This window comes from Ottowia caeni, from assembly GCF_050821495.1.
In the GTDB taxonomy this organism is placed as follows: Bacteria; Pseudomonadota; Gammaproteobacteria; order Burkholderiales; family Burkholderiaceae_C; genus Ottowia; species Ottowia caeni.
This window is the reverse complement of record NZ_CP151080.1, coordinates 842,952-855,649: the sequence shown is the minus strand read 5'-3', so window position 1 is coordinate 855,649 and position 12,698 is coordinate 842,952. Positions and strand designations below refer to the sequence as shown.

The 12,698-nt window shown below is 55.4% G+C and carries 7 protein-coding genes; all 7 read right to left on the bottom strand.

Translation table 11 applies throughout. The features are described 5' to 3' along the window. Positions 1 to 124: 124 nt before the first annotated feature. Positions 125 to 3,892 carry an SNF2-related protein gene (locus AAAK34_RS04105; protein WP_431777777.1) on the bottom strand — a complete coding sequence of 1,256 codons (3,768 nt, stop codon included), beginning with the start codon at positions 3,890 to 3,892 and terminating at the stop codon, positions 125 to 127. Next, the gene (locus AAAK34_RS04100) at positions 3,889 to 5,955 is read right to left on the bottom strand and encodes an EH signature domain-containing protein (RefSeq protein WP_231695349.1); all 2,067 of its coding nucleotides are present in this window, start codon (positions 5,953 to 5,955) and stop codon (positions 3,889 to 3,891) included. Before AAAK34_RS04100 ends, AAAK34_RS04105 begins: the two co-directional genes overlap by 4 nt. Then, on the bottom strand, positions 5,955 to 6,665 hold the full coding sequence (locus AAAK34_RS04095) for a flagellar motor protein MotB (RefSeq protein ID WP_231695350.1): 711 nt from the start codon (positions 6,663 to 6,665) through the stop codon (positions 5,955 to 5,957). The genes AAAK34_RS04100 and AAAK34_RS04095 overlap by 1 nt, the downstream gene beginning before the upstream one ends. Beyond that, entirely contained in the window at positions 6,662 to 8,746 is a 2,085-nt protein-coding gene (zorA, locus tag AAAK34_RS04090; protein WP_431777776.1) for an anti-phage ZorAB system protein ZorA, read from the bottom strand. Before zorA ends, AAAK34_RS04095 begins: the two co-directional genes overlap by 4 nt. 150 nt (positions 8,747 to 8,896) lie before the next feature. Next, a complete protein-coding gene (locus tag AAAK34_RS04085; RefSeq protein ID WP_431777775.1) occupies positions 8,897 to 9,025 on the bottom strand; it encodes a hypothetical protein in 129 nt (42 codons plus the stop codon). A 422-nt stretch (positions 9,026 to 9,447) separates the two neighbouring features. Beyond that, the gene (locus AAAK34_RS04080) at positions 9,448 to 11,235 is read right to left on the bottom strand and encodes a trypsin-like peptidase domain-containing protein (protein WP_431777774.1); all 1,788 of its coding nucleotides are present in this window, start codon (positions 11,233 to 11,235) and stop codon (positions 9,448 to 9,450) included. Positions 11,236 to 11,713: 478 nt separating this feature from the next. Beyond that, positions 11,714 to 12,589, bottom strand: a complete 876-nt coding sequence (locus AAAK34_RS04075; protein WP_231695353.1) for a c-type cytochrome — start codon at positions 12,587 to 12,589, stop codon at positions 11,714 to 11,716. Positions 12,590 to 12,698 lie beyond the last annotated feature (109 nt).

Below are 12,698 nucleotides of genomic sequence, written 5' to 3'. Positions count from 1 at the left end.
GTATTGGTACGAGTGTTATGCCTCTGCTGGACCATTCCCTTTAAAAACAATGATTTATTTTGTTTTTTAGGCCGCGCTGAGAAAAATTAGTGCCCCACCTCTCGCCGGTTGTCGAGGCGCCACCTCAAGCCTCTGTTGAAGCCCAGTCCGTGTAGAGGATTCGCTCAACGTCGAGCATGGTTACGTGGTGCTCATTCAGCATGTCAGCAAGATTGGGGCGTTCGAGCAACATCACATCATTGAGACGCGCATTATCGTGGGCTTGCAGGTTGAAGGACTGGCTGGTAAGCCCAACCTTTTTAAAGACAACGCCAGGGTGCTTGCGCTTGTAAAAAGCTTCACCAGCAACGACTTCCTTCACTGCATCCCAGTTGAGGGGCTTGGAGTCCGAAGACGAAGTCTTGGTTTGAACAAGCTCACCCGTCTGCTCAAGAATGGCAACAACATCAACACCGTTGTCGCCTGCCGCCGGTGTGCAGTAGACAGTGTCAAAACCTTTTTTAGCCCACAAGGCTGCAGTCAGGCCCTCAAAGTGGCGCCATTCCATTCGAAGTGCGACATCGAGGGTAACACGTTCGTCGAAGAAGTCCGCATCCGCGTCTGGCACGACCTCTTCAACACGAAAATCTGCCGGCGATATATCCGGCGAACCATTCAGCATGTCGCCAGCCAGAGAACGTTTTCTCTCAAGCAACCGGTCCAGCTTCACGTCGAACGTGATGAAGTCGTCTGCGGCCACCACAGGGTAGTACACGTAGACGTCCTTGGTCTGGCCGATACGCCAAGCACGGTCTGAGGCCTGGTCTTCTTTTGCGGGGTTCCAGGTTCGCGTGTAGTGCACCACGTGGTTTGCACCTTGAATGTTCACGCCGAAGCCAACAGCCACCGGGGACAAGATGATGACTCCAAAACCAGGCTTGGCTTGAAATGCTTTGATGCGTTTCTGACGGCTGTTTGCGTGCTCTGCTGATGCCGAGGTATCCCCGTTGATGATGTCTGGCTCGTAGCCAAAAACCTCGGCAATGTAGTGCTGCAATAGCCTCTGAATATTTCTAAACTCACAAAAGACGATAACCTTCTCGCCCTTGGTCTGAATTTCTTTCAGCTGCGTGAGCAGCCAGTCCAATTTGGGGGCCGCTCTACGGTACTCCCCAATAGGTTCCGGCTTGAAGACGGTTAGGCCATGCCGCCGCGGGTCGGTGCACACCAGCCGCAAGTAGTGCAGAAGGCCCAGGTGATTCTTGAACGGTGTCTTGTATTCAGGGTCACTGCGTTGCTTTTTGAAGTCCTCGATGGCTTTTGCATACAAGTTGCGCTGCGTTGAAGACAGCGGCAGGCGCCTACAGTCCTCAGCAATGATTTTCCTGGGGAGGTCCTTGGCGACTTCAAGCTTGGTTCGGCGCAGTATCTGGGGCTCAATTTTCGTCCGCAGCTCTTCAATGCGGCCTTGTGCCACTGAGTCTCGTTCGTCAATCTCAATGGGGCGCCGGTAGGTTTTTCCGAAGTCATTAAGGGCCCCAAGAAGGCCTGGCTGAACGAAGTCGAAGAGACACCATAGGTCGGCGAGGGTGTTCTCAACAGGGGTCCCTGTGCATGCGATATTGAACGACGCGTTCTGTTTCTTCGCCGCTCTGGTCACCATCGCAGCTGGATTCTTGATGCGTTGAGCTTCATCGCAAACCATGATGGACCACTTTTGAAGCGCAAAGGAAAACTCAAGGTCACGAAGGGTCTCATAAGTCGTGAGAACTAACTGAGCGTTGCCGACCCAGTTTGGCTTAAGAAACTTGACCAGACCATCTTCAGTGCGAAGTTTTTCGTCGACGCTGTCACGCGGCACGCGAAGCGGCTTGAGTGCTTCACCATATGCAGTGAGTATGCGAAGCACTCCTGGGAAGAACCGTTCTGCCTCTTCTCTCCAGTTTTCTAGTAGCGAAACAGGCGCGACGACCAACATCGGTGCCGTGTTTGGCTCCCTCTCGAAGACGGAAGTCATCAGTGCCAGAAGCTGCAGCGTCTTTCCGAGCCCCATGTCATCAGCCAAAACAAGACCCCGAACTCTGTATCGCTCCCGAAGGCTGTAAAGGTGCTGCATTCGGGCGACGCCTGCGACCTGATGTTCCAAAAGAGCAAAGTCAGTGCTTAGTCCTCGCGATGGGTGAAACTGAACGGGGCTGGCATTAAGAGCATCTCGGCGCTGCTCATCGTAGTCGACGGTGTCTATGTTCGCTCGAAGAACCAAAGTCTTCTTCGGCTCTGACTTTGGTGGAAGTCTCTCGTCTGGGTCGAATGCCTTGTTCTTTACATCCGATAGAACTTCGTCAAAGGTTCCGGTTATTATCTTCGCCTCTGTCAAGGGAATGGGCTTTGGCAGCCACCCAAGAGAGACTGTGTCGTTACCTGAAGCAGCGGCAGCAGTCGTGGCCTTTTTGAGCTCTTCGAGGAGTACCTCGCTGACAGCCACGGCCACTTGCTCAGACTCACCTTCTGGGGTGTACACGACAACGGGAAGTACGTTTTCAGGGAACCAACCTTCGTCCTCTTTTCGCTTGACGATGTATGGGGAGTAGTACGGCTTCTCAAGGCCTACCCCTTCGATTCGCGACGAGTAGCTGGAGAGGTCGTGAATCTTCGAATAAGTGACCAGCGTCGGGGGCTGAGTCCTCTGCTCGTAGGCGGCTCGAAGTAGGCTTAGCTGCTCTTCAGAATCCCCGAGCAACTCGAGTTCATGCCCCTCCCAGAACACCAGCTGTAGCCCAGCCTTTTGTGCTCGTTCGACCCGGGCAATGAAATTCTTGACGCTTATGTCGTCGAAGTAGTGCGTGGTTGAGGCCTGAGGCCCAGAAGATCTGGCTGAGTCAACCAATATCCCAACGCGCTCTGGAAAGCCTGAAGGGCCATGTTCGACGACCGCGGTGAACCTCTCAAACTGTAGGCCGGCGTCCTCCCGCGCCTGCTCAAACTGCTCTTCATCAATTACGTCAGTTGCTGCCTCTCCCAACGTCGCGAAGGGGTTCAGCAAGAAGGCTTGCGCACGAGAGCCGGCAACGCGTCGGCCAGGTAGACGCTTGACTTCGCTCAAGACGGCCTTGACTTGGGGAGACACGGCCACATGAATAAGCCCGCCGTTCTCCAACGCAAATTTGTAGCTGTCTTGTACGCTGCTGAATCGGTCGAACTCTGCAAGCCAGTTGTCGGGGGCACCCTCGAAACCAGGAATAATTTCAACCACCGTGTCATCAAGGATTGCATCGGAGCGTCGGAATTTGATGTCCAAACGCTCAGGTGAGAGCACAACCGTCTTAACCAGAAAGTCGCTCATGTCTGCTCCCGCGGCCACGGCAGTCCGGCGGATTCGACCCCACGCCAACTCTTGGGCATGTGGCGTATGTGCTGACTCATCGCGGCGGGCAAAAGCTACTACTTGCTGGACCAATTGCCAGGCGGGAAAGGTCATCAGCTCAAGGCCACTGCCCGCGTTAATCAGCGCTCCTATATAGACGGGAACAACATGTTCACCACTAGGTCCTACCCACTTCGCAATCGATATGGTGAAGTCTGAGTCAATGAGGGCGTTCCGGCTCGAGAGAACAGGCCTAGACTCCGTTACCCTTGGCAATCCCAACGCATCCGGAAGGCCTGCGTAATTGGGCGTCTGTGCGGCTGCATAGAAGTTTTCCCATGGTAAGAGAAACTCACTGTGAACGTCCCGGGTGGCGTATCCGTCATCTACAAGTTGCGTCAGCAATCCTGAGAGGCCGGCGTAAGCAGTCGAAGATGTTTTATCGCCGGGCCCTGCTCGCCGAACTTGAACGCCGTCCTTTGCCCAACGGAGGGACCATCCTGCTTCATCCCGCTCTTTTGATTTCCCGAATAGCTTGAACCGGCTCATTGCTCAGGGTCCTTCCACCATCCTTTGCCCAGCTTGTAGGAAAAACCCCATGACCGCAGGATTCTGCCTGCCTCAGGGTTGTGGTCGGTTGCGCGAATCCACAAGGCGCCGCCCTTGGCTCGGTTATCTTCTACGTACCCACCAATTCGACGGGAGAGCGCCTTCATGTTCACTTCATTGAAAACCTCAGACCACGGTGTTGGCAAGGGGGCCTTGGGGAAGGTTGGCGCTGTTGCTGGAGGGCTCGATTCGCCTTGATGCGCTACAGCGCCTGTACCTCGATTTAAGCCAGGCTGACGAATCGTCGTTGGAACAAAACATGGGACGTCTACACCGGATTGAGTCGGGCGATTCAACAAGTCACTTTCGTTAGGCCGCTCCCTGCGCGAAGTGGCTGCAGAGCGGGGGCTTTGGCGTGGTAAGGCTGCTGACGAAAACGTTTCGCTGGCCTTCGGTGGCCGCGAGAACAGGTCTCCAACACTCGCGGAGTGGCTCATTGGAACAGTCGGCTGAAGGCCGTTTTTGACTGTTCCGCGTTGAATGCCGCCTGTGGCGGACGTAGACCCAGGCACAGAGGTATGAGGTGTCTCAGTTCGTGGTGGGGGTGGTGGAGTGACGTAGTCTTTACCAATGACTTGCTGCTTTTTCTGACCACCAGGCTTTATTCCGAAGTTGGCCTGCAACTCGTCCTTGAACCTGTCTTCCCAATACGTATACCCATGTACACCGTCTTGGTGTCGAAGGTAGAGCACCTTGGCATCATTTTTTAGGGAGTTCCTCCCGTTTACAGGAGCGCTTTTGACTGGTTTGGATAGGTCAAAGGGCAAAGTGCGCGTCACGCTGTATCCATAGAAGGCGTTTGACGCACCGCTGAATTCCACCGCGAGCAAGTCCCCAATCCGCATGATGAATGCGTTGTTGGACGCGTTCACGTCGTCAAGTCCAACCAAGAGCCCCTTCAGCTTTTCTCGGAGTTCAACGAAGTCCTTTTCCTTGGAGTACATTGCGTGATTTCCGAGCGCGAACTGCATCGTGCCGATTGACGGGATGTACTTCTCCCAGAATCGAACACGTCTTGTGTCGCTGAGTCCGTCTTGCGCCAGTTTGGTAAAGAACAACTCAATGAACTCACCCTTCAACCAGTTCGAGACCATGTCTCTGGCAGCCTGGGAGACGCCACCCCAGCGGTCTTGGTTTGACGGTAGCCAGGGATTGCCCCACCACTCAACCGCTTGTTCTTTCAAGCCCACATGTTGAGGTGCCTGAGGAATGGACGAGTACTTGTCCAGAATCAGTTGCATCCCTGGGTCGCGCAGCACGTCATTGTGGGCAATGAGGCCCAAGAGTCGACTCACAAGCTGGGGGAATATGTGATCCTCTCGACGGGCAGCCTGTATCAGCTGCGCCATGATGAGTTCGCGTGTGAACCACGAACCATCACTGATGCCGAGAAGGTGGCGAACCCTGTCCACACGCTCGGTATTGCCCTCAAGAACTTCTTTTCCGTAGGCTTCACATGGAGTCGTTGTGAACAGACCCTGGTTCTCCAGCGCGCTATCGACCCAATCGGGGTTGATGGATTGGACCTTGATGTTGCTGACGTTCTGCCTCAGATAGTCACGCAATGTTACCCAATTCTCCCTGCCTGCAGTGGGCACCGCGCCTCGCGCGGTGTCGTAGTCGAAGTAGCTCCGAGCCAGACCTTGGTAGCACTTTCGGAACTGCCGAGGGGAGTCACGCCAAGCACTGACCCCATCAAGGGCAGCTCCAAAAAGCTTGCGGTCCTCTATGACACAGCGACTATCTCCCCAAGGCCGGACGGTCAGCCCGAAGGAAACAAGGCGTGCATCTCTGAGTGACTCCAAGCTGCCAGAGGCCCAAAACCGCTGAACAGCTTCAATCTGGAGGTCTTTGGGCTCGAAACTCCGGCTACCGCTCTTCGCACTTGCTATCTGTTCCGCAAGTACCTGGTCGATGTCAGTGCCCTCACGCAGCGTCATGGGCGCGCTATGTGATGCCTCCAAAAGACTGGTCAACAATGACAGCGGATTGAAGTTGTCCATCAGATTGCACACTTGCCGAAGTTGGCCTCAACCCCACGCTGAGGCTCGACACGCTTCTCATTGAGGCCCAAAAACTCAAGACGCATCTCTACTCGACGGCTTTCTTCTGGGGTGTCTTTCGAAGAGTTGAACGCGAAACCGCCGACCAGGAAAACGTCTCGGACAGCTTCTTTCTGGGCTTCAGTAAGAAGGTCTGGCCCGTTGGTCTCAAACATGGCGCATAGAACGCGTTGGCTGCGCATCAGGCTCAAGTTGAGGTTTACCAGGTACGCACCCTGCTTATCGGTGTAGCCCTCAACGACAACGCGCTTGAGCACACGTTTGCATTGTTCCGTCTCCGCCATCCCCAGCAACTCGGGCACAAATCTTCGCAGCACACCTTGCTGCTCTACGGTCAGGTCTGCACGGCCAAATGCGAAACGCGCACGTTCACCGAAGTCAAGCACCCTACGCTGCAGGTCAACCTTGACGCCTTCATGGCGCTTCGAGGCCGCAACTGCAAGGGACAGGCAGTGGTCGATGTCTGCTTTGTACTTGGCCTCTCGCTCCTCAGCTTCCGAGACTGTGCGAGTAACTGCCAGCAAGGCGACTGCCATCACCACCAGAAACAAAACCATCAAAGCGGTCATGAGGTCAGCGAAGGAAATCCAGAAAGGCTTCTCGGCCTCGTCCCGGTCGCCACGGGCCGTGCGTGAGCGGCCCTCTCTCATGCCTTATGTCCCCGCGGTGTTGCTGTAGCCAACACGTCGTCCAGCTCTTTGATGGAGGCACTCAGCATGCCAACAGCGGAAGCAAGCTTTTGCTGGAACTCGTGGTTGGACTTACTCAGGCTGTTGGTTACCGAAGCGCGGAACTCCTCATGCGCCTTTCCAAGAACGACAGCCACCCCGTTCAAAAATTGCTCCGTCTGCAACTGAGCTTGGGACAGCTTCGTGCTCGCTTGTTCAATTCGCTGTAGCACCGATGAGCTGATGCCGACGTCAGTCTTTGCATTCGCAATCACCCCTCTAAGCTCTTCGACCATGGAGCCAACCGCCTCTCTGTGTAAGCGGTAGTCTCCGACGCTCGCCTGGATGGCGGACGAGGCTGTAGCAAGTGATGCCGAAACGTCGGTCAGCTTGCTGGACACAGTGCCGGCTTGTCCCATGGCATTCGTCACCTTGTCGCTCGCATTGGAGAAGCTTTGAGCAGCGGCGTTGACGAGCTGAGCACCGTTTGACATGCTGTCGATGGCTGTGGTTGTGGTGGTCGCCAAGGTCGCAACACTGGCCTGCATTTGCGCAGTGGCGTCCGAGATTTTTCCGACCAGGCCCTCGACTGAGCCGACCATGGAGCCCACGACGGCCTGGGTTTTCTCCGAGTTCGCTTGCTCGCGCGCCTGACCCTCGGCGACAGCCTTTGCTTGTATCGCTTGGAACGAAGCAAGCATATGCCCTAGCTGGACCTCAAGGTTACCAAGCACTTCCTGAAGCTTGCTGTTCGTCTCGGACTGGGAAGTGGATACCAGACCCTTGATTTGAGAAATGAACTCCTTGTTGGTCTCATTGATGGCTGACTGGCGCAGCTCCATTTTTTCTATGGCTTCAGCCATGCGACGCGCCATCTCGCTCGTCGCAGTTTCGACACTGTCTTTGGTCGTTGATTGCGATAGGACGATGGCCTGCTTGAGTTCATCCACCAGAGCCTGGGTCGTTGAGGCCATTTGGCTCTGACGCGCCTCCATGTCAGATAAGGCGCGAGCCATGTGCTCAGCCATGGCCTCTGTTGAACTCTTCCCAGCTGTCTGGAGACTTTCGACCAGCTCGCTTAACTTGCCCACAGCCATCTGCATGGTATCTGCAGTTCTTTGGTTTAGGTCGTTAATGCCATTGATTTGACCCCCAAAGAGGTCGTTCAGCTTCTGACTGAAGCTGGTCATGACGTCTTGCAGCATGTTCACCGCGGTCTGAGACTGGTCACCGCTCGCTTTCTTAACCGCGTCTTTGATTTCATCAAGAGGAGCACTTAAGCCAGAAGCAATTGCTTGGGAGATGGCGGTTCCAAGCTCGGTGTTGTTTGCTCGTGAGGCTTCGATTTGACTTTGTCCGACATGCTCGAATCTGCGTTCAAGTGACGCGGTCAGTCGTTCCAGAGTTTTCGACTGCGCCTCGCTCATCTCAAGGAGGACAGGTCGAAGCTCTTTGACCAGCTCAGTCTTCAGCTGCTTAAGCTGAGTGGCGGATTCTTCCGCATACCCCTCTGTCTTTTTGAGGATGTCTTCGGGGGCAGAGTATGGAAAGCGGGCATCCAAAATCTCGGCAATCGAGTCGACCTTCCTGTACAGCGAGCTAAGGAGCATCTTCTCAAGAAAAGTCACAACCATCGCAGCGCCGATAGCCGCAGCTGATATCAAAAATGCCTCGCCAACCGAGTGCATGAGCGCTTCAAGGCTTGTGCGGACGACGTCAGCTTCAGAGCTGACTTTGAACTGGCGAAGGCCGGCAATGAGGCCTAGGAACGTTCCGATGATTCCCAAGCCGGTGAAGATGCCGGGAAGGTGCTTGAAGAAGTCTGTCTTCAGGCGGCCGTCTACCGCCAACTGGCCGTTCCAGAGAGACTCGGCCGAGACTGTGGCGTGCCAGCGGGATGACTCAACTCCACCCTGTTCCGTAGACGTGCTGTAGAGGGTCTTCTTGTGCTCTCGCCACAGATGCTGAATCTGGTCGGACTTTGGAAAGATATCGAAAGCGCTTCCCAACTGTTCCGGGTTCAAAACTTTTTTGTACTTTTCGCTGTTGAGAGCAGTCAACAATGAACCGAGTCTTGAACGGTGTCTTAGTCCAGGAAAAAGAATGCCAGGAAAAAATAGGCAACCAAGAGAAGCAGGACTGACCCTGACACCAACAAGTGGATAGGCGCGTCAGTTATGAAATCAAAGTTCATTTTTGGTTGATGCTTTTGTTTATCGTTGGCCCGGGTCAGGCAGCTGCAAGTTGGTGTTCACGTCCTTGAGTCCGTGGTGAAGCACGCGCACGGCCGAGCCCAGGTTGTTGCCTGATCTGAGTATGCGATAGTGCCGTTTGTAGGCCAAGGTTCCTCCTGTTCTGCTTCTGACTGTAGCTGATGAATTTATCCTGCTTGCATTGATACTGCAGAGAGACAAAAGGCACGGACTTCAATGTCGAGTGGCGGATAACGAGGGTGCGCACTGGCCGTGAACGTCTCGGCCTGGCTACGGGTACCAGCTGTGCTTGCTGCCAACCGAGAATTGAGCGTCACTGCCCATGAATGCTTCACACTTGCCCAGAAGTTGCGGGAGGGGCTACCCCATGTACGGCAGCCCTCTTGTCTGGAGGCCGAAACCTTACCGTTACGGCTATCTTCCTTTTCCGCGGGTCCGTTCGACGCCGACGCAGGAAAACAGACCGCAATGGACTGTCTTTCGGGGCTGCGCCTCCAGTGCTGCCATGTGCGATCAGGCGTCCCAGATGCCATTTGTCAGTTCAGTTCAGCTCAGTTGGGCCAAGCGTAATACACACCGCCTTCATATTTCCATTCAGGGTAGGTCGCACGCACGAAGTCAGATTCCGCTTTGCTGAGGGTATAGAAGTGAACACTGTTCCTCAGGTTGAAGAAGCGATACATCTGAGCCGCCTTGTTGCCAGCTTGAGGCTGCGAATACCAGGCAGTTCCTTCGTACTTGAACTGCGGATAGGTGTCAAGAACGAAATCGCGCTCGGCCGGGCTGATTGAATAAAAATGCGCGCCCGTCTGAACGTTGAAAAATCGATAGACAGGTGCAAGGCCCGGCCCGGCCAGAGATGAAGCCTTGAACTTCGGGCCCTCATAGGTGAATGCCGGGTAGGTGGAGATCACGAAGTCGCGTTCCAACACACTGCTCGTATAGAAGTGAGCACCCGTCGATGGGTTGTAGAAGCGAAACACTGCGGTGAGATTTTCTGCCAGAGTTGGGGGAATGGAGCTAGGCCCCAGCCATTGCTTCAGGCCAGCTTGGTAAGCAAGGTCAAAGCGCCCGTATTGAGTGTTGCGGTTCCAACCGCAGATGTCTAGGCTTGCCGATTGCGCTTGTCCAATCACATAGTGATTGCCATTGTTCGAGGCAAATAGCGGGCTACCGCTGCTGCCACCCTCCGTCGTTCCGCTGCTCCAGCCGACTTGCAGGAAATTTCCCGTCGAGGCTTGCGCTACGCTACAAATCACTTTCGAGCCAATCATTCTGCAATTAGCGAAGGCGTTCAACGTTCCTGTGGAGATCTTCTGAAAGTCGCCTCTGGGATTGTGTATTCCCGTCACGGATGTCGGGAGTTTAGGGGTGCTGCTGTCCCAGCCCGCAAAAACGGCCCCATCAGGAGGCGATGAATTCAGACGCATGAAGGAGGTGTCTGTTGCTTCGCCTACGTACAGGAGCGATGCGCCACCATACACGTAGCGTACTCTTGAGTCGACGGTGAACGATCCGCAAGTGGCGGACCTGTAAAACCAGGTGGTCTCTAGTGTGGATGCAACCACCTGGCTTGAAATGCAGTGTGCAGCGCTTAGAAAATACGGCGTTTCCGTGGCGTTCGCATCTGCCATCAAGGCTCCGGTGCATACGTAGGCATACACTCCCTTAACATAGACCATACGAGCCACAGATCTGGCAGCAGTGTCAAAAGCCGGACTACAGGTGGCATCCCGATGACAGCTCGCAGCGGCTGCTTTGGTGATGTCGATTTCCGGTTCGGCATGTTCGGGCAGTGTCCACAAATGGACGAGCTTAGGAATAGACAGGACCAACGCGGCGCGCGGGATATCTGCAGGTAGCTCTACTTCCAGTGTGACTTGAGCACCTCTGATGGTTGGCAGCCAATACAGACGCGCATCCTGCTCTGGCACCCCGGCATTCAGGTTGTTCTGGACAGCCTGCGCTACCACGGCACTGTCAATTTCCACGCCGTGCTCATCTTGCGAGCCGAACACACGTAGTACGCTGCGCATGGGCAGCATGTCTATTTGCAGGCCAAGGCGCATGCCTTGCGCACCAAGTGATTCAAAGCTGATACTTGCAGTCTGCGTCCCGTCGGTACCGCGTCGCCAACTCAGCCTGGCTTGAAAAGCCTCCGACTGCATCGTCGCCTCGACTTCTCGCTGGGAGCCGATCAGAAGAGCACCTTCTTTATCAGAATCCTGGGCCAATTTCCGAAAAGCGTCCAAGCGCACGACGGGCGAACCTGCCCCGGCAGATTTAGGGAGCAGGACTTCACGGATTTGCCCCAACCGCGGATCCGCAGCCGTGGTCATTGTGAAGCCGGAAGCTTCCCCAGAGAACGCAACAACCTGCCCCTCAGTCTCTCCACCGCCGCCACAACCAAGAATTGCTCCAAGCACAAGGGCTTGGACAAACCATGCCATAGTTCGAGCAAAGCACCCGCGAGCCACAAAGCTTGACGCACTCCCCCAAGTCAAGCGATACCTTGCGCGCATTACTGCCTCCTCGTTTAACTATTTATGACTCCACCAAGGGGAATTGTAAGCTATTGTTTCAAATCAACAGATGGAGGCCGCAAAATCAATCTTGTGAGCTTGCTTCTCTTTAACGGGTTCAGCTCGGTACTCTGTTGAGGATGTTGTGCTGGCATACGACATCCGTGGCCAAGCCAGGCCGCATGACAGGGGTCTGCCCGGCCGGGAACCTTCATGACACACATAATCGCCTTTCTTAACGCAAAAAAGCCGGTCATTGACCGGCTTTCTTGCAGAAAGAGCGCACTGACCAGACTTACTTTGACGCGTCCACCATGTACTGGACTGCAGCCCTGAAATCTGCATCAGAAGCGGTGGAACCGCCCTTGGGAGGCATAGCGCCTTTTCCGGTAGTGGCGATCTTCAAAACCTCTTCAAAGCCCACCGCCAGACGCGGAGCCCAAGCAGCCTTATCGCCGAATTTAGGGGCACCCGCCACGCCAGCAGCATGGCAAACCATGCAAGCGCTCTCGTACAGCGCCTTGCCAGCACCACCACCAGCAGCGGGTGCTGCCGCTGCTGCGGGTGCCGCGGCCGCCACTGTCTCTGCAGGAGCGGGGGCAGGTGCAGGAGTTGCAGCCGGCGCAGGCGCTGCGGCAGCCTGAGGAGCGGCTTCAGCGGCTGCACCACTTGCAGCCGGGGCTGCAGGCTCGGCAAATTTACCGCCCGCAGCGTTTGCCATGTAGACCACAGCACGAGCAATCTCAAGGTCAGAAAAGTTGCCACCGCCTTGAGGGGCCATGCCACCCTTGCCGCCGACAGCTGATTTCACGAGCGCATCAAGACCTGTGGCGAGACGGGGACCCCATGCGCCTGAATCCTGAAATTTGGGCGCACCAGCGAGGCCGGTTGCATGGCAGGCCGCGCATTGCGCTTTGTAGACCTCTTCACCGCCAGCCAGGGGACGGTTGGCATCGCGGATTTCCACGGTTCCAACCTTCTGGATACGCTGCGCTACGGCACGTTCAACATCAGTGGCGCCTGGTGAAAGCTTATTGGCCGACGTCACGTAAAAGACGAGCCCAATGATAATGAACACTGGCAGCACAAAGGATGCCATGCTGATCCAGAACACTTGCTTGGGCGTCTTGATCGGACCGGTGTGTGCTTCCTCGTGCGTGTTGTCGCTCATGGCGTCCTCAGGGGATCTTGTCTTGGTGGTTTTTGGTGCAAGGGACATTGGCTGCAGCTGCACTTTTGCAACTACCTCCAAGCCCGGAACGGCAGATTATAGGGCGGCA